Origin of the sequence: Bacillus sp. JJ1474, from assembly GCF_036965225.1 — a bacterium.
Taxonomy (GTDB): Bacteria; Bacillota; Bacilli; order Bacillales; family Cytobacillaceae; genus Cytobacillus.
Genome location: NZ_JBALPC010000093.1, coordinates 13,207 through 31,257 on the forward strand (window position 1 = coordinate 13,207; position 18,051 = coordinate 31,257).

General features: G+C 38.5%; 23 protein-coding genes. 19 read left to right on the forward strand and 4 right to left on the reverse strand.

The window, feature by feature from the left end; genetic code table 11:
• The first annotated feature begins 99 nt into the window (after nucleotides 1–99).
• A complete protein-coding gene (locus V7164_RS13460; RefSeq protein ID WP_335354312.1) occupies nucleotides 100–657 on the forward strand; it encodes a hypothetical protein in 558 nt (185 codons plus the stop codon).
• Here V7164_RS13460 and V7164_RS13465 read toward each other — a convergent pair.
• Together V7164_RS13465 and V7164_RS13470 are read right to left on the reverse strand one after the other, a co-directional pair.
• Nucleotides 643–858 carry a hypothetical protein gene (locus V7164_RS13465; RefSeq protein ID WP_335344921.1) on the reverse strand — a complete coding sequence of 72 codons (216 nt, stop codon included), beginning with the start codon at nucleotides 856–858 and terminating at the stop codon, nucleotides 643–645. The two genes, V7164_RS13460 and V7164_RS13465, sit on opposite strands and share 15 nt — an antisense overlap.
• A gap of 67 nt (nucleotides 859–925) precedes the next feature.
• Entirely contained in the window at nucleotides 926–1,255 is a 330-nt protein-coding gene (locus V7164_RS13470; RefSeq protein WP_335354313.1) for a hypothetical protein, read from the reverse strand.
• A gap of 269 nt (nucleotides 1,256–1,524) precedes the next feature.
• Between V7164_RS13470 and V7164_RS13475 the strand changes: the two genes are divergently transcribed.
• From V7164_RS13475 to V7164_RS13530, 12 genes are all read left to right on the forward strand, one after another.
• Entirely contained in the window at nucleotides 1,525–2,607 is a 1,083-nt protein-coding gene (locus V7164_RS13475; protein WP_335344919.1) for a hypothetical protein, read from the forward strand.
• Complete coding sequence (locus V7164_RS13480; RefSeq protein WP_335354314.1) at nucleotides 2,594–4,783, forward strand: molybdopterin oxidoreductase family protein; 2,190 nt, start codon at nucleotides 2,594–2,596, stop codon at nucleotides 4,781–4,783. Before V7164_RS13475 ends, V7164_RS13480 begins: the two co-directional genes overlap by 14 nt.
• A complete protein-coding gene (locus tag V7164_RS13485; protein ID WP_335354315.1) occupies nucleotides 4,784–5,344 on the forward strand; it encodes a 4Fe-4S dicluster domain-containing protein in 561 nt (186 codons plus the stop codon).
• An 11-nt stretch (nucleotides 5,345–5,355) separates the two neighbouring features.
• Complete coding sequence (locus V7164_RS13490) at nucleotides 5,356–5,883, forward strand: Rieske (2Fe-2S) protein (RefSeq protein WP_335354316.1); 528 nt, start codon at nucleotides 5,356–5,358, stop codon at nucleotides 5,881–5,883.
• Nucleotides 5,873–6,064, forward strand: a complete 192-nt coding sequence (locus V7164_RS13495; RefSeq protein ID WP_335344915.1) for a hypothetical protein — start codon at nucleotides 5,873–5,875, stop codon at nucleotides 6,062–6,064. The genes V7164_RS13490 and V7164_RS13495 overlap by 11 nt, the downstream gene beginning before the upstream one ends.
• Nucleotides 6,065–6,069: 5 nt before the next feature.
• Nucleotides 6,070–6,381 carry a hypothetical protein gene (locus tag V7164_RS13500; RefSeq protein ID WP_335354317.1) on the forward strand — a complete coding sequence of 104 codons (312 nt, stop codon included), beginning with the start codon at nucleotides 6,070–6,072 and terminating at the stop codon, nucleotides 6,379–6,381.
• Entirely contained in the window at nucleotides 6,368–6,655 is a 288-nt protein-coding gene (locus V7164_RS13505; RefSeq protein ID WP_335354318.1) for a hypothetical protein, read from the forward strand. Before V7164_RS13500 ends, V7164_RS13505 begins: the two co-directional genes overlap by 14 nt.
• Nucleotides 6,648–8,153, forward strand: coding sequence for a nitrate/nitrite transporter (locus V7164_RS13510; protein ID WP_335354319.1), 1,506 nt, complete (start codon nucleotides 6,648–6,650; stop codon nucleotides 8,151–8,153). The genes V7164_RS13505 and V7164_RS13510 overlap by 8 nt, the downstream gene beginning before the upstream one ends.
• 20 nt (nucleotides 8,154–8,173) lie before the next feature.
• Entirely contained in the window at nucleotides 8,174–8,821 is a 648-nt protein-coding gene (locus tag V7164_RS13515; protein ID WP_335354320.1) for a sensor histidine kinase, read from the forward strand.
• A gap of 129 nt (nucleotides 8,822–8,950) precedes the next feature.
• Nucleotides 8,951–9,604, forward strand: a complete 654-nt coding sequence (locus tag V7164_RS13520) for a response regulator transcription factor (RefSeq protein ID WP_335354321.1) — start codon at nucleotides 8,951–8,953, stop codon at nucleotides 9,602–9,604.
• Nucleotides 9,605–9,619: 15 nt separating this feature from the next.
• Nucleotides 9,620–10,045, forward strand: coding sequence for a GAF domain-containing protein (locus V7164_RS13525; RefSeq protein ID WP_335354322.1), 426 nt, complete (start codon nucleotides 9,620–9,622; stop codon nucleotides 10,043–10,045).
• Between the two features lie 20 nt (nucleotides 10,046–10,065).
• Entirely contained in the window at nucleotides 10,066–11,388 is a 1,323-nt protein-coding gene (locus V7164_RS13530; protein ID WP_335354323.1) for a PAS domain S-box protein, read from the forward strand.
• A 29-nt stretch (nucleotides 11,389–11,417) separates the two neighbouring features.
• On the opposite strand, the gene V7164_RS13535 is transcribed toward V7164_RS13530, so the two are convergent.
• Complete coding sequence (locus V7164_RS13535) at nucleotides 11,418–12,551, reverse strand: chromate transporter (RefSeq protein WP_438824717.1); 1,134 nt, start codon at nucleotides 12,549–12,551, stop codon at nucleotides 11,418–11,420.
• Nucleotides 12,552–12,824: 273 nt separating this feature from the next.
• On the opposite strand from V7164_RS13535, the gene V7164_RS13540 reads away from it, so the two are divergent.
• The 6 genes from V7164_RS13540 to V7164_RS13565 all read left to right on the forward strand — a co-directional run bounded on the left by V7164_RS13540 (nucleotide 12,825) and on the right by V7164_RS13565 (nucleotide 17,547).
• The gene (locus V7164_RS13540) at nucleotides 12,825–13,580 is read left to right on the forward strand and encodes a threonine/serine exporter family protein (protein WP_335354325.1); all 756 of its coding nucleotides are present in this window, start codon (nucleotides 12,825–12,827) and stop codon (nucleotides 13,578–13,580) included.
• 24 nt (nucleotides 13,581–13,604) lie between these two features.
• Nucleotides 13,605–14,039: a threonine/serine exporter family protein gene (locus V7164_RS13545; protein ID WP_438824024.1), complete on the forward strand. Its 435-nt coding sequence runs from the start codon at nucleotides 13,605–13,607 to the stop codon at nucleotides 14,037–14,039.
• Between the two features lie 124 nt (nucleotides 14,040–14,163).
• A complete protein-coding gene (locus V7164_RS13550) occupies nucleotides 14,164–15,081 on the forward strand; it encodes a DL-endopeptidase inhibitor IseA family protein (RefSeq protein WP_335354326.1) in 918 nt (305 codons plus the stop codon).
• Between the two features lie 178 nt (nucleotides 15,082–15,259).
• On the forward strand, nucleotides 15,260–16,120 hold the full coding sequence (locus V7164_RS13555) for a carbon-nitrogen hydrolase family protein (protein WP_335354327.1): 861 nt from the start codon (nucleotides 15,260–15,262) through the stop codon (nucleotides 16,118–16,120).
• Between the two features lie 19 nt (nucleotides 16,121–16,139).
• Nucleotides 16,140–16,820: a GNAT family N-acetyltransferase gene (locus V7164_RS13560; protein ID WP_335354328.1), complete on the forward strand. Its 681-nt coding sequence runs from the start codon at nucleotides 16,140–16,142 to the stop codon at nucleotides 16,818–16,820.
• A gap of 55 nt (nucleotides 16,821–16,875) precedes the next feature.
• Nucleotides 16,876–17,547, forward strand: a complete 672-nt coding sequence (locus tag V7164_RS13565) for a GNAT family N-acetyltransferase (RefSeq protein ID WP_335354329.1) — start codon at nucleotides 16,876–16,878, stop codon at nucleotides 17,545–17,547.
• Nucleotides 17,548–17,666: 119 nt separating this feature from the next.
• Here V7164_RS13565 and V7164_RS13570 read toward each other — a convergent pair whose 3' ends face one another.
• A complete protein-coding gene (locus V7164_RS13570; protein WP_335354330.1) occupies nucleotides 17,667–18,008 on the reverse strand; it encodes a cupin domain-containing protein in 342 nt (113 codons plus the stop codon).
• Nucleotides 18,009–18,051 lie beyond the last annotated feature (43 nt).

Below are 18,051 nucleotides of genomic sequence, written 5' to 3' on the forward strand. Positions count from 1 at the left end.
GTCTTATGAATAAAATGAAAATTTGTTTTAATGGAAGCAGAAGAGTTGCGGAATAGATTTAGGGATTCCAATTTGAATTGTTTTGCAGGAGGGTTATTCATGGGGGACAGAAAGGTGTATCTTCTGCTTACCGATACAGGAACGTTATTTACTAGAATGATTAAGTTATATACGAAAGAATGCCATAACCATGCTTCGATTGGCTTCGACTGTGAACTGACTGAGGTGTACAGTTTTGGTAGAAAAAGACCAAGGAATCCCTTTGTTGGCGGATTTGTAAAGGAAGATATTCGGTCAGAGCTATTCAAGAATGCATCTTGTGCAGTATATGTAGTATTTACAGTAAGTGAAAAGAAATATTATCAAATGTTAAATTTAATAAAAAAAATCGATGAAAATAAGCAAAAATATCGCTACAATTTGCTTGGCTTATTGGCCATTGCTTTAAATAAAAGAATTCATAGAAAGCACGCCTTTTTTTGCTCACATTTTGTTGCCATGGTGTTACAAGAAGGCAGGCTCCTCGATATAAATAATAAGCATCTTTGCATGATCACCCCACAAGACCTTAAGGAAGCATCCTCTCATAGACTAATTTATCAAGGAAGTTTACAATCCTATATCACCTATCGGGAAAAATATTTAAAAGCTCAATAATTTGACAAAATAAAAAGAACCATCACTTCCATCAACAAGTGTATGGTTCTTATGTTTTTGACGATTCAGATAATCTTTCTTTGTCTTTGTTGTTCTTGTCCTCATGTCTACGAATACAAACGTGCTTCTGCTGCACTCAGGATTTCTTTTTCCCTCACGGACGGATTTCTCCCTCTGTTTTTTTGCTTTTGATTTAGCCACTCAAATCACTCCTTAATAATTGTCTTTCTATTTTATCATGTTTATTGATTATAGTCCTCCAACTTGATTAAGCAGGAGGTATTACATTCGTTAATAATAAGATGAAGATAATGAGCCCAATGAAGAGAAATAGAATTGAAGCATAAACAACATAATTTGGGCGCAATTTAAATTCTTCCCTATTCTGAATGATGCCAGTGGAAGCACCTATTTTGCTATTTTGATAATTTGTTATCGTACCGCCGCTGCTAGAAAACCAGATGGTCAATGCTGAAAAGGCAACCCCAGCAAAAAACATCAATTCAATAAATCGCACGGAAAAAAATGAAGCAAGAAAAATTGTGAGCCCCGTTTCAATTATGATTGTGACCAGAAAGATGATGATCCCTTTTTTCATAATAAAACACCTCCGATAAAAGGTATACGTTAGAAAGTTCGTTTTGGTTTCAGAAAAATTTGATAATAGGAATTTTAGAAAAAGTACTCATAATCAGTGATGTTTGTCCAAGGGATTTTTGGGTTAAAAGTAAAAAAACACAAATAGTTTCCCATAATTCAAGATAAGGGGATTTCCCCCACAAGATAGGGAAGTTCCCCGATATGTTTAAAATTCCTTAACTCTTACAATAAGGGTAAGTTAATCGTTTGGAATGAGGAGGAATAAACATGCAGGCAAAAGCCGCGGTTGAAGAAAAGCGCGTCAATTCAATTAATAATGCATTTGCATCAAATTTTGCTAAGTCTATGTTTCTATCAGTTCTTGGATTAGTCATCCTATCCTTTATTGGAACAAGAATGTTCACACATGTTGATTTAAACCTTTATGGATATATGGTTGGAACAATCGTATTTATCGGAGGGTTCTTCTATCGATTTATCGCTTGGGGCGAAAGACCGCCAACAAAGATTTTTATCAAAAAGGGAATTAAACTGCTATTTAGAAAATCAACACCAAAAACATCTGTAGAGCATTTAGCTACATACAATTTCATCTGGAATAGGGGAATTTACCGATGGACCCAGCACGTCCTAATCGGTTGGGGATGTATCCTTTCTTGCTTAGTGACTTTTCCTCTCGTTTTCGGCTGGATGTATTTCACGATGGACGACAATGGTTACTACAATATTATCGCAATGGGCATGAATGTCATGACAGTCCCAGCAGATGGAATCATTGCAAACCTATCCTATAATGCCTTAAATATTACGGCCGTAATGGTCATTGCAGGAGTATGCATGGCGCTTTACCGCCGCTTGAAAAATATGCAGGCAAGAGCGGAGCAGAAATTCCTATATGATTTCCTGCCGCTTTACATGCTTTTATTAGTTAGTATCACAGGTTTAGCTTTAACCTTTATGAACATCTTTTTACACGGTGCAGGTCAGCCAGCAATGTCACTGATCCATCAGTGGTCCGTCATTATTACACTCATTTATCTGCCTTTTGGAAAACTAGCACATATTCCTTTCCGCCCAATGAGTGTGTTAGCAAGAAACTACAGAGAACATTATGCAGAACAAGAAATGAAAAAATGTAAGATTTGTGGAGAAGGCTTTGTATCAGCAGAACAATCAAAAGATGTCGTTGAAGTACTTGGCGTGAATCATATCGAATTTATGACAAAGGAAGGGCATCATCTTGCTGAAATGTGCCTCCCTTGCCGAAGAAAATACCGGATTGCACAATTCTCCGGTTTCCCTACCCATGAGGTAAAAGTGAAGGAGGCCAACCAAAATGCAAAGGGTTAATTTTAGAAACGAGAGAGATCAGTTTTTTAAAGATATTGAAAACCTGAATCACCCAAATGAAACTTTAATCAAAACACACTGTAGCTATTGTGCTATGCAGTGTGGGATGAACTTACGGGTAAATACAATAACAAACAAAATTATTGGGGTAGAGCCTCGATATGATTGGCCTGTTACACTTGGAAAGATGTGTCCAAAGGGAGTTACTGCTTACCAACAGGTAAACAATAATGACCGTTTGCTAAAACCATTAATTCGTGATGATCAATCGTTAAAAGGTACGAAAAATGGCTTCCGTGAAGCAAGCTGGGATGAGGCATACGAACTTATCGTAAAAAAATTCACAGAGCTTCAAGAGAATTATGGAAAAGATTCACTCTCAGTGTATAGCGGCGTTTCCATGACTAATGAAAAGTGTTACTTAACCGGGAAATTCGCTCGGGTTGGACTGCAAACACGCTACATTGATTATAATGGCCGATTCTGTATGGCAAGTGCTGCAGGTGGTTTAAATCGTTCCCTGGGTATCGATAGAGGTTCAACGATTCCATGGACAGATATACAGGATACCGATTGTATATTTCTTGCAGGCAGCAATACCGCCGAATGTCACCCGACCATGATGTTCAGAGTGTGGGCAGTTCAAGAACGAGGCGGCTATGTGATTGTTGCTGATCCAAGGGAAACACCAGTAGCTAGAAGAGCGGATCTTCACCTTGATTTAAGACCAGGTACTGATCTTGCACTTGCAAATGGGATATTAAATTTATTAATTCAAAACGGCTATACAGATGAAGAATTTATTAAAAATCATACAAATGGCTTTGAAGAAACAAAGGAACTAGTAAAAGAATTCACACCAGAGTATACGAGTGCGATCACAGGTGTGGCACCTGAGAAAATTATTCGGGCTGCAGAATTATACGGAAAAGCTCCAAATGCAATTGTCATGTTTGCCAGAGGAATTGAGCAACAAATAAAAGGGGTAGATAACGTTTCTGGCTATACAAATATGGCACTTGTTACGGGGAAAATTGGCCGTGCTAAATCGGGTGTTGCGACCATTACAGGACAAGGGAATGGTCAAGGGGGTCGTGAACATGGTCAAAAAGCCGATGCTCTGCCTGGATATCGTAAAATAGCAAATCCTGATCACGTAAAATATGTTTCAAAGGTGTGGGGTATTGAACCGGAAGAAATGCCAAAAGAGGGTGTATCCGCATTTGAAATGTTTGGATTAATGCAACAAAAGACGATTCGCGCATTATACCTTTTATGTTCAAATCCTGCCGTTTCAGCACCAGATCAGAACTATGTTCGGGAGCAGCTGAAAAACCTAGAATTCATGGTATGTGTTGACTTTTATCTTTCGGAATCAGCTGAATTTGCTGATGTCGTGCTGCCAACAACCACTTGGGCAGAAGATGAAGGAACAACAACAAATGTTGAGGGACGAATTATTAAGATCAATCAAGCACAAAAGCCACTAGGCGAATCAAAGCCAGACTGGCAGATTCAAATAGAGATTTCCGAGAGAATGAGGCGCGGCAAATATTTTTCACACTTAAAAACCTCTGAAGACATCTTTAATGAGCTGCGTGTCGCTTCCAAAGGTGGAACTGCTGATTACTACGGCGTCACATGGGAAAAGATCGACAAGCAAGACGGCGTTTTCTGGCCATGTAGAGATGAAAATGACCCTGGAACACCACGATTATTTTTAGATAAAAAGTTCAATCATCCTGATGGAAGAGCAAAAATCTTTGCATTGCCATACAGACCATCCGCAGAAGAACCGGATGAAGAATACCCATTGCGATTAACGACAGGACGTGTTGTCTACCATTATTTATCAGGGAATCAGACGAGAAGAATTCAATTCCTTCATGATATGTGTCCTGATCCATTTGTAGAAGTACATCCAGAAACGGCTGCAAAATACAATATTGAACATGAAGAATCAGTCCGTCTCTTTACTCGCAGGGGAGAAACGATCTATAAGGTAAAAATCACAGAGGCCATTCGGAAGGATTCCGTGTTTGTTCCTTACCACTGGGGCCATGAAAAATCTATAAATATATTAACAATCGGTGCTCTTGATCCAATTTCAAGAATGCCAGAATTTAAAGCATGTGCCGCTCAAATGGAAAAACTTGAAATAAAGAAGGTGCAGTAAATGAAAAAGAGGCTTTATTTAGAATTAGAAAATTGTATCGGATGCCGTTCATGCCTTGCCGCCTGTACACAGTGCGGCGGGCATGAGGAAAGAAACCGGAACTATGTTTACGATGTAAACCCATTAGTTAATCGGCAAACTATGCCTCTCATGTGCCTTCACTGTGTGAATCCGGCATGTGCAAGGAGCTGCCCGGCGCAAGCGATTCAGATACATGAAACCGGGGCTGTTTTATCAGCATTAGTCGAGAAATGTATTGGCTGCCAAAACTGTACGATTGCCTGCCCATATGGAATACCGAAGTTTGATATAGAACAGAACTTAATGTATAAATGTGACCTATGTATTGATCGTACGAAGGATGGAATCCCGCCAATGTGTGCGAGTGTTTGTCCATCTAATACGCTTCAATGGTTGACAGATGAAGAAATTGAAAATAAGAAAAAGCAATTCAATCTTGATAATGGCAAATGGATAACGAGCCTGCCTTATCTTGAAGGTGAAACGAACGTGAAAATCAATCTGCCTGGTATTTTACAAGGCGTAACTAAGTTGTTTTAGGAGGGATTCAAGTGCCATCAGATAAAAATAATAAAATCCCCTTTCAAGAAGATAATTACACACATAATATTAATCAGAATAATGAACGGAAGCTCGACCGACGCGGCTTTATGAAAACGTTAGTGGGTGCAGCTGGGGTGTTCGCTGTTTCCTCCCTTCCATGGGGAGCGGTTGCCGCAAAAGAATTAATGGGTCTTGGAGAAAAGGAATATCCTCATAAAAAAATTATCGATATCGAAAAACTCCCAATCGGAGATGCCGTTGATTTCAAATTTCCAGGAGAACATGATGATGCAATTCTAATAAGATTATCTGAAAATAAATATGTTGCATACCAAAATGCATGCACACATTTACGCTGTCCCGTATTTTGGGTCAAGGATCAAGGAGAAATGGTTTGTCCTTGTCACCATGGCAAATTTGATGTTCAAACAGGTGCTCCAACTGCAGGACCACCAAGACGGCCACTTCCAGAAATTCAAGTAAAAGTAGAGAAGGGTGCTGTATATGCAGTAAAGGTGAAACGATATGAAGCGTAGTTACGTTGGAGTCATTGTCCTTGCTGCCGTTTTGTTTCTCAATATCGTATTTACACAATATATGGTCCATCAATTCTTTTACGAAAACTATGTAAATACGTTAATATTTTGCGGATTAAATATTATCCTTTTTCCAATTGCCTTATTTGCTTATAAAAAGATGAAAAATGTAAAGGCGTGAAGCAAATGAACAGTGAAACATATCTTGATTTTTGTTTTATGAGAATGCCGTCAGGAAATTTTGCTGGCGAAATTGATCAAATGCTGACAAAGCTTTTTGCCGGTGTCCGTTTGAACTGGTATTTAGAAGAGAAAATTGAAAATGATATAGAAATCGTTATTGCCGAAGTAAAGGGTATGAGTAAATGGAATTCAGAGGATGAAACAGCCGCCTATATAGAGGATCATGCAGATTCCGCTTTCTGGGAATACCTTCAAGGCTATAAAATGTTTATCTACCCTGCAAAGAGAGGATGCTCAAGCTGTGGAGCCCATTGAACTGGAAACGTTAGATTCATTTGTAAGAAAAACAGTTAAAGTAGCAATTTTAGATCAAGAAAATGGGGATCAAGCCCCTTTTGTGGAAAAAACGATTGCAAAAACAGGGCTATGCCCAGATGGAACACATCTTCGCATTTATTTTGATGACCGGTATTTCTTTGCGGTCCCACTAACGGCGAAAGTTGTGCTAAATGATGGTGAATGGTCTGCCTTGGATGAGCAATCAGGTTTAAACTATGTGATTAGAAGAGAGAGTGGTTTGAATGGTTAAAAAAATACAGCTTCCATTACAAACATTAAACCTTGTCGTTGGCTTCATGGTCTGGGTATTAATTTCATCCTTATTGCCTTATATTAAAGAGGATATTGCCATACCAGCGAATCAATTGGCACTTGTAACAGCTATTCCTGTTATCCTTGGATCCATACTAAGGATTCCATTAGGCTATTATGCAAATCAATTTGGTGCACGGACGATCTTTTTAATAAGCTTTATTTTGCTAATCTTCCCTGTTTATTATATTAGCATTGCTAACTCTATCACTGATTTATTAATTGGCGGTCTTTTCTTAGGGATTGGCGGAGCGGTTTTCTCAGTAGGAGTAACATCTCTTCCAAAATATTATCCAAAGGAACGCCATGGTTTTGTAAATGGAATTTATGGTGCTGGTAATCTTGGAACTGCGCTATCAGCTTTCGGAGCCCCAGTATTAGCTTCTAAGTTTGGCTGGTCTACTACTGTTCAGTTTTATCTTGTTATTCTGGGCATATTCATCGTAGCCAACTTCTTCTTAGGCGATAAAAAAGAACATCGGGTCAAAACTCCTTTAATGGAACAAATTAAAGGTGTTTATAAAAACGAAAAACTATGGCTCTTAAGTTTATTTTACTTTATTACTTTCGGTTCATTTGTTGCCTTTACTATTTATTTGCCAAACTTTTTAGTCGCAAGCTTCGGGCTTGATAAAGTAGATGCTGGATTAAGAACAGCTGGGTTCATCGTGATTGCTACTGTGATGAGACCACTTGGCGGCTGGTTAGCTGACCGTTTTCATTCTCTCATTTTATTAATGTTCGTTTTTGGAGTATATACAATTTCAGCGATGATCCTATCCTTCGCTCCATCCATCGGCTGGTACACATTTGGCTGTCTAACGATTGCACTTTGTGCAGGTGTCGGAAATGGGGTAATATTTAAACTCGTTCCAATGTATTTTCATAAACAGGCAGGAATCGTCAATGGGATTGTTTCAGCGATGGGAGGACTTGGAGGATTTTTCCCGCCATTAATTTTAACCATCCTGTTTAATATTACTGGCCATTATGCAATCGGGTTTATGGCGTTATCTGAAGTCGCTTTAGCAAGCTTAATATTAGTCATTTGGATGTATTACCAAGGAAAAATGGGGATTGCTAATCAAGTAATTGATCACACAGTTGAAGGGATTCTTGTAACGGACATTCATGGTAAAATTATTTCAATAAACCCTGCATTTTCAAAAATTACAGGGTATACAAAGAACGAAGTCATCGGGAAGAATCCGAATATCTTAAAATCCGGCATGCAATCGAAAGATTTTTATGAAGGATTATGGAACTCTATTGAAGAGAATGGATTCTGGCAAGGAGAAATTTGGAATAAACGCAAGGATGGAGAACCATATCTACAATGGCTAACGATTAGTGCCATTAAAAATGACGCCGGAGAAGTTGTACAATATGCCGGAATGTTTAGTGATATGTCGAGCAGGAATGTGAAGGAAGCGTAGCGCTAGAGAGGAAGGAAGGTATGGATACAAAATCAGCCCGAAGAAATATTAGTTCTTATATCATTCAGTCTCAAGAAGATGAAATCAAGCGAATAGCCATTGAACTTCACGAAGGTGTTGGGCAAAATTTGTATAGTCTTTACACAGGTATGCAATTCATTCAATCAGCTGTTGAAGAAGATACGATGAAAGGCTATGTCGGCAGCATGGCTGAATTACTAGAAAGAACGATTCAAGAGATTAGGCTGCTTTCGGTTGAATTACACCCTCCTACCTTAACGACGCTTGGACTTCTGCCGGCAATGAAAAGCTATTTAAAGCTTTATACTTCCACCTACGGGATCGAAGTACATTTAGTGAGTATGGGTGAAGAGGTCTCTCTGAATGAAAAGGAAAGGATTACATTATTCCGAGTTTGTCAGGAGGCCTTAGCCAATATTGCCAGATATGCGGATACAGTAAATGCGGAGGTAACCTTTATATGGGAGCAAAGCCATTTGCGAATCTTTATTAAAGATGCTGGAAAAGGCTTTGATATGGAAAAAGGGATGAATCAATCGACCGGCCTAGCCGCCATGCAGGAGCGGATGCATTTAATTGGCGGACAATGGTTTCTTTCTTCAAAAATAGGGGAAGGTACACTGATTGAACTTCAGTTGCCAATATAATATGAAACAAACACTTAGGGGATTTGCGGTATGCAATCCCTTATTGTATATTTAGCACACTAAACTAGGAGTCTGCTGTAAATTTTTATATAATGGATTACATAGAAAAAAACGAATGGGGGAGATGACTTGATTAAAATTCTTCTTTGTGATGATCATGCCGTTGTTAGAATGGGATTAAAAATGCTTTTAAATAATCATCCGGACATAGAAGTTGTCGGTGAAGCATCCGAGGGAAATGAAGGGATCCAAAAATCACTTGAGCTTAATCCAAATGTTGTGGTCATGGATTTAAGCATGCCACATGGAAGAGATGGATTATCGGCTACTTCTGAATTGAAAAAATTATTGCCAGATACAGCAATCCTTATTCTTACTATGCATGATGATGAAGAGTATTTATTTAGAGCTATCCAAGCAGGAGCTTCTGGCTGCATATTGAAAAGTGCCCCACATGATGAACTGCTGTCAGCCATTCGTTCAGTTGCTAATGGCAACGCATATTTGCATCCATCAGCGACGAAAAGAGTAATGGAGGAGTACCTTTTCGGAGTTAAACAAGGGAATACAGATACATTTAACCTGTTGTCTGATCGAGAAAAGGAAGTGCTTACCTTTATTGCCAAAGGATTTTCTAATAAAGAGATTGCAGAACAGCTAGTAATTAGTGTGAAAACAGTCGAAACACATAAGAGCAACTTAATGGAGAAGCTACAAATGAAAACAAGGCCAGAGCTAGTTGAATTTGCTTTGAAAAAGGGGTTATTAGGATATGGAATTTAAGGGATGGTCAAAACCTTGATAAACTCAGTGGAAATTGCAAATCAATGTGAAAAAATATTAACAACTATGAATGTGGATTTTGTTGGACTGGCTTTGCAAAATCAGGAGGGACCTGATGTTAGTTGGCATTCTGCAGCCGGCAACAGTAATGAGAAGTATAAGAGAATTACTGTTCGCTATGGAAAAGGAATCGCTGGTAAAGTGATTTCTACAGGAAGTCCAATCACGATAAAAAATTTCCCAGAAGAGATTACGGGCAAGGCACTTGAATATCCGATCATGCTGGCTGAAAAGCTAGTATTTGCATTCGCAGTCCCTCTATTTATAAAAAGTGTTCCGAAAGGTGTGTTATTAGTAGGGAGACGGTCAAATACCCCTCTAACGGAAAAGGAACAATTAACAGTTAAACAAGCTGCAAAAGCTTTTGAAAGTTTGTTTTAGTAGCCCACAGGAGGTTAATAATGAACCGAAATTTACCTGCTCCTGATTCGAATGAAGCGACTATTCTCGTCAACGAATCAGGCGCCATTTCGTACGCCAATAATAAAGCCTGTGAAAGCTTTGGATATCCAGAAAGTGAAATGGTCGGAATTAATTTTAATGTATTATTCCCTGAAACGAACTTAAGGGAAATTAATGAAGGTGTTGTTATTCATCAAAAGGGAGAGCGTTTGGAAGGTCAAAGAATTTCCCTTATATTCAGGGTGAACAGTTTTTCTTTAAATCAGGAAAAATTTTATCTTGTTATTTTTCATCATGCTATGGATCATTCCAGAATTAATAAACAGCAATCTTATTATCTTCATGAGCTTGTCGATTTACAATTTGCATTAGATGAGTCAACGATTGTCGCATTTACTAATCATAAAGGTATTATTACATATGTCAATCAGAAATTCTGCGAAGTATCTAAGTATTCTGCTGAGGAGCTTATTGGGCAAGATCATCGAATCATAAACTCAAATTATCATTCTAAGGAGTTTTTCACTGAGCTTTGGCGGACCATTTCTTCAGGGGAAGTATGGAAGGGTGAAATAAGGAATCAGGCAAAGGATGGTACCTTTTACTGGGTGGATACGACCATTGTTCCTTTCCTTGGTGAAAACGGCAAACCCTATCAATATTTAGCGATTCGGCATGAAATTACAAACAGAAAGCAGATAGAAGATGAGCTCCAAAATATGATGACAAAGATAATTGATATTCAAGAAGAGGAAAGAAAAAGATTATCTAGAGAGCTGCATGATGGGGTGGGACAAAATTTATATAGCCATTTAATTACGATAAACAGGCTGCAGGCAGAAATGGAACATCCTTTACTGGAACAAATGCAAGATGAAGCGAGGGAAATTATTGAAGACCTTCGTGATCTTTCATGGGAGCTGAGACCGTCCGTACTTGATGATCTTGGGCTAATTCCGGCAATACGCTCTTATTTAGTGAGGTTTTCAGAAAATTATCTTATCAATGTACATTTTGATTGTTATTTAAATAGCCGTCTTAGTCCTAGTACGGAAATTTCTATCTATCGCATTATACAAGAAAGTCTGACGAATATTCGGAAATACGCAGAAACAGATGAGGCGTCAGTGATCATTCGAAAAATGGATGATGGAATCAGAGTAGTGATTGAGGATAAGGGAATAGGATTTGATGTGGATCAAATATCACGTGGAGTTGGACTTTTCAGTATGGAGGATAGGGCGCGTGCAGTGAGCGGTACAATGACGATCCATTCTGTAAAAGGCAAGGGAACGAAAGTTATTTTGGAGATCCCATTATAAAAAGGCTGCCAATTTGGCAGCCTTTTCTGTCAGATATAATCTTGCAATATTCCGCCCGCCGCTCCAGTTAAAACAATAACCCATGGCGGAAGTTTCCAATAAGTAAGCATACTAAAAAGGATGACGGCGAATGCGAAATCTTTAGGTGCTAAAATCGAACCCGTCCAAATAGGATGATAGAATGCAGCCACTAAGATACCAACTACCGCAGCATTTACACCCATTAAAGCCCCTGTAATTTTTGGATTTGAACGAAGCTCGTTCCAGAATGGCAATGTTCCTAAAATAAGCAAAAAAGCGGGTAAAAAAATCGCAAAAGTTGCAAGCAAACCACCTTGCCAGCCGTTAATAATAGCACCAATATAGGCAGCGAATGTAAATAAAGGCCCAGGTACAGCTTGTGTTGCTCCATATCCAGCTAGAAATGCTTCTTCACTTAGCCATCCTGTCGGCACAAATTCTCGCTCAAGCAGAGGCAACACGACATGCCCCCCGCCAAATACGAGAGAACCAGAACGGTAGAAGCTGTCAAATAAGGCAACCCAGTCTAGATTAGTCATCTCTCTTAGTACAGGTAACCCGATTAGCAGTAAAACGAATATTAGAAGGCATCCGAAAGCTAATCGTTTTGAAAGTGGAAAATGATTTTGTTTCTCTATTTGATCAATAGAGTTTTTATAAAATAGGTAGCCTAAAACACCAGATAATAGTATAATGCCGATTTGTGAAAAGGCAGTTTGCCAGAAAAGGGTCGCAACAATGGCAAACAAGGCAATGGTCTTTCTTTTTAAATCAGGTGCTAGCTTTTGGGCCATTCCGAGGATGGCGTGGGCGACTACCACGACTGCTACAATTTTTAGCCCATGAATCCAAGAGGAAGCCCCAATTTCTTGAATACTAAGCAGTTGGGCAAACAAAATTAAGGCAAAGACAGAAGGCAATGTAAATCCAAGAAAGGCTAAAATTCCGCCCATCAATCCGCCGCGAATAACCCCAATGCCAATGCCAACCTGACTGCTCGCAGGCCCAGGAAGAAATTGGCATAGTGCAACTAAATCAGCATAGCTTTTTTCATCCAGCCACTTTCGTCTTTTCACATATTCCTGATGAAAATATCCAAGGTGTGCAACGGGACCGCCAAATGAGGTTAACCCTAGCTTCATGGAAATAAAAAGAATTTCAAGTAAAGATGTAAAGTTGTTTTTTCTAATATTTTGGTTCACGATTATTCTCCTTCAAATGAAATCTTCTTCATCATAGCAAAATAAAATGCGATAGATTTAAGGTGAACAAGAAATTAATAAAACCTTTACAATATAAAATGGAAGAACTGTTGCATAATATTAATTTTGACCTTATATTATTAAAGCATTATGATCTGTAATAATAAAATATTAGGGTAACAGCCTATCGTTTTAGCATAAGGAGGGATAAGGTTGGAAAATAAATTTCCTCAAACATTTGAAGTGATTGATTTATGTCTGCTTGCAGGAAAAATTATGCTGCAATGCGGCGGAGAAACGTATCGGGTGGAGGATACGATGTCAAGAATTGCCGCAGCGTTGGGCATTCCCCATTCTCATAGCTATGTCGTGCCAACTGGTATTATCTTTTCGATTGATGGAACAGAGCCTGCAAAGCTCATTCGAATATCCGAGCGAACAACAGATCTATATAAAGTTACTTTAGTTAATGGGATTTCAAGAAAAATAAGCAGTGGTGAAATGGACATTAAAGAAGCCTTTATAAAGCTTAATGAAATTGAAAAGGCTAATTTCACATTTCCTATATATCAGCAAATTCTTGCAGCATCTATTTCCAGCGGGTGCTTTCTATTGATGTATTTAGGAAAATGGAGTGATTTTTTACCAGCTATCATCAGTGGCGGTTTAGGATTTATTTGTTTTATTTATATACATCGTCTAGTGAAAATTAAGTTTTTTTCGGAGTTTTTAGCTGCTTTTATTATTGGGTTAAGTGCCTATTTTTTTGTACGGACAGGAATAGGGACACAGCTAGACAAAATTATTATTGGATCTGTTATGCCGCTAGTTCCGGGTTTATTAATCACAAATGCAATCCGAGATCTTATGGCCGGGCATTTAGTGGCAGGCTTGTCTAAGGGAGCGGAAGCATTTTTTACCGCTTGTGCAATCGGAACAGGAGTGGCGGTCGTTGTCGCATTTTTTTAGAAAGAATGATGGGGATGAGAAATGATGATTGTACATTTAATCACAAGCTTTGTTGCTACAGCTTCTTTCGCCATATTATTTAACGCGCCGAGAAAGTCCCTTATTAAATGCGGGCTTGTTGGGATGGTCGGGTGGATTGTATATTTTTCTCTTGTAGAATATGACTTTGATGCGGTTATTGCATCATTTATTGCTGCTTTCATGGTTGCGGTTATCAGTCAAATCTTCGCAAAAATGTATAAAACGCCGATTATCATTTTTAGTATATCTGGAATTATCCCTCTTGTCCCAGGTGGAATTGCTTATAATGCGATGCGTCATTTTGTTGTTAACGATTATAATGTCGCCATACAGTTAGCGGCAAAGGCCTTCATGATTTCAGGTGCGATTGCTGCTGGACTTGTGATTTCGGAAGTATTAAACCAGATCATACTAAAAATTAAATTCAGGCAAGTGTAAGATCACTATAATTTCTGTTACCAAAATAGAACTCTTTTTTAACCATTTCGTAAATCCTTAAACTCGGTGCTGGGGTACAATTCAGTTAGAAACAAAGCAAAACGAGTTAATGGAGGAATTCAAAATGAAAGCAAAAAAATGGTTATATTCAGGGCTTGCCGTAACGATATTAAGTTTACCAGTATTTACTTTAACAGAAGGAGCAATGGCCAAAGAGCAGCCAAATAAAATTGTTCAAAATGTGAAGCAGGAAAAGGCGATAACTGAAAAACAGGTAGTATCTTTAGTAAGTAAATGGAAGAAAAGTGAAACGTATATTCAAAGTGGCGGGAACTATAAAAAGGGTGAATACCAATCATTTCAATATGAAAATATGCCATACCGGTATTTATCTAGTGACATTGGCACAAAGAAAAAGCTCATGAAATACTTGACTAGCACATTGACTAAGTCACAGGCTAATCAGTTTATCGAGGAACGGGGAATAATCGAGCATAAAGGAAAGATGGCACAGCCAGAAGCCGATGGGGGATCTCTGTTGCAATGGGATAAAGCAAAGGCTCTTTTCTTAGAAAAGGATGACAAGAAAAGAACATATAAGTTAGAGGTTCCGGTAGGCGAGTTAAATGAAACAGAAGCATTTCATACTGAGGTTATCTATTTGCAAGGCAAAGGGTGGAAAATTAGTGAAAGACCATATATGCCTGTGAATTTAGATATTCCAGGCAATATCAATCCGGCCTTTATCTTTTTTAAATTCCTGCTTGTGGATCATACCCAAGCTGCAGAACAATTCTTGTATGGGGACTTTAACACTGAAGCATTTAAAAAAGGGATAAAGAAAATTGAAATGAAAACGTTAGAAGAGCGTGTAAGATCGAAAACTCAAGTTGAATTTGTCGTATCCTTCCATGCAGAATTGGAAAAGGGATATAAGGGCCAATTGAAAAGCGGGCAAAATAAAATGTACTTTTTAATCGAAAATACAGGTGAATTGGAATTCAAAATAGTCAGTGCTGGTATGGAGCCGCATCTTGATTAACAGAAAGATTTCATTGTAAAATAATAAAACCAAGAGCGTTGCTTCTTATAGCAGCGCTTTTTCTGCGGAAAATGAAAACTTTTAAAATGACTATTGTTATTTTTTGTGAAATATCTGATAATCAATAAAGATTGAGTTAACAACTCATCTCTATTATTAAATGATAAGGGGGATGACATTGAAACTACGAGTTTCTGCGGTGCAGTATCATCTGCATACGATTCATTCATTTGAGGATTTTGCGAAGCAGTGTGAACATTATATTAAAACAGCACAGGAGTTTGGATCGGAATTTATTTTGTTTCCTGAATTTTTTACTACCCAGCTTTTATCGATTGGGAATGAGCAAGGAACAAGTTTAACGATTAATGAACTTCCTGACTTTACAGAACAATATAAGAATCTTTTTACAAAATTCGCTAAAGAAACGAATACACATATTATAGCCGGTACACATGTGATAGAAAAGGAAGGCCGTTTATACAATGTGGCACATATGTTTTACCCGGACGGCCGGATTGTTGAGCAGGCTAAATTGCATATTACCCCAACGGAAGTAGAAGAATGGAACATGTCTGCAGGTGAGGGGCTTGAGGTTTTTGACACGGATAAAGGGCGAATTGCCATATTGACATGCTATGACATTGAATTTCCGGAAATCGTTAGGATGGCAAAAGCTAAGGGGGCAGATGTCATATTCTGTCCATCTTGTACAGATGACCGTCACGGCTTCCATCGCGTTCGTTATACATGCCATGCACGCGCAATTGAGAATCAAGTGTATGTTGTCGTAACAGGGACTGTCGGTTCCCTTCCGACTGTTGATTTCATGCGGGGGAATTTTGGCCAAGCAGCTGTTATTACTCCAAATGATGTCCCATTTCCTCCAAAAGGAATTATGGTCGAAGGGGAAATCAATGATGATATGATTGTTACAGCGGATCTAGATTTAACACTGTTACATGAAGTCAGAGAAAGAGGTTCAGTTACAACTTGGCGTGATCGACGTGTCGATCTATATCCGGATTGGGAAAAATAAATGGTAAAGAGGGATGAAAATGGCTTATCGCAGCGAATTTTATGCCTTTGATCAGGAAAAACCAGTCCCTATTATTATACGGAATTACACGGAGTCTGACTTTGATGAGCTGATCCAAATTCAAGCGGAATGCTTTCCGCCCCCTTTTCCTTCAGAATTATGGTGGAATAAAGAACAATTGCAATATCATGTTACTTTATTTCCTGAAGGGGCGCTTTGTGTAGAGGTAAATGGCCAATTGGCTGGATCATTAACTGGGGTTTGTGTTCATTTTGATCCGAAACATCCATCACATAAATGGGAAGAGGTAACGGATAGCGGATATATTCGCAATCATGACCCGAACGGAAACACTCTTTATATTGTTGACATAAGTGTTAGACCAAAGTACCGTAAGCTGGGGCTAGGAAAAATGTTGATGCAATCGATGTATCAAGTAGTCGTTCAGCTTGGCCTTGATCGTTTGCTTGGCGGCGGAAGAATGCCAGGGTATCACAAAGTGGCAGAGACTATGTCACCAAGTGAATATATTGATGCTGTGGTCAAAGGAGTTCTGCGTGATCCCGTTATTTCCTTTCTTTTGCGATCAGGCAGAACACCGATTGCTATCATCGAAAACTACTTAGAAGATGAAGAATCTCTTCATCATGCCGTTTTGATGGAGTGGAAAAACCCCTTTAACTTTTTTCAGCAAGGATAAAAATCTGGGTGTAATTTCTCCGAGGAGAAATTTATATAGAGAGGAGAAAGATTAAATGGAATATAGAAGAATAACGAGCATTGAAGATCCATTGTTTGTCAAAATGCATGATTTAATGAAAGAGGTATTTCCTCCTGAAGAGGTGCTGGAATATGAATTGTGGAAGGAACCATTAGAAGATCCGGGTATAAGAGTGTTTGTTGCTGTACATCAGAATGAGGTAGTTGGTGCAACAGAATATAGGTACTATTCTGATTGGAATATTGCTATGACCGATTTTACTATTATTGGCCGTCCAGGGCTTAGCCTAGGCCGTTTCTTAGCACAAAATAGGGAAAAAGACTTGAATGAATTAGCAAAAGCAAATGGCAAAGAATTGTTTGGCATGTTTGCAGAAATCTATGATCCTTATCAGCTTGATGATCATGAATTTGGCGGAGTAAAGCCAATGAATCCATTTGTTCGCCGTGAAGTCTTATCGCATCTCGGGTATAAGCGCCTTGATTTATCTTATGTACATCCTTCTTGGAAAAATGATGGAGAAGCCGTTAAAGGTCTCGATTTTTGTTTCATGCCGATGGATGACAATGTTTCCGAAATTCCGGCACGATTAGTTTCAGACTTTTTAACGACATATTATTCAGTACTGTCTAATAAGCCACAAGAGTGGGTTCAGATGATTGAAGAAATCAAAAACCATTCTCAAATACAGTTGTTGCCATTATAATGGCAAAAAAGCTTTTCTATAATGGACTAAGTCCAGATAGGAAAGCTTTTTTTTGAATACATTGTTGATTACCAGCATTATGGATAAGGCGGCATATTGCTAACTAATAATGTTTTAATTTAAAAGTTTTGCGCATAACGTTCATCAGGAATTTTATTTAACATGACATAAAGGCTAACATTTTCATTTCCGCTGTTTGTAAAAGCGAATTCTTCTTCGCCATCTGCCCGAATGACATCTTTTTCCGCAACCTCGAATGGTTCTCCATTAATGATGAGTGTCCCGTTACCTTGAAGGACCATTAAATACACATTAGTTCCTGGATGCTTATGTGCAGGAAGTTTCTGACCAGGCATGAAATTTAAGACGAATACTGTGCTTTCGCCCTCGCGAAAAATAATCCTTTTAGTAAACTTTTCTTCGCTAAATTCTATTGCACCTGTGATCGATTTCTTTTCCATTTATATGACCTCCAATTAGAGATATGTTCTTTCATATTAATGA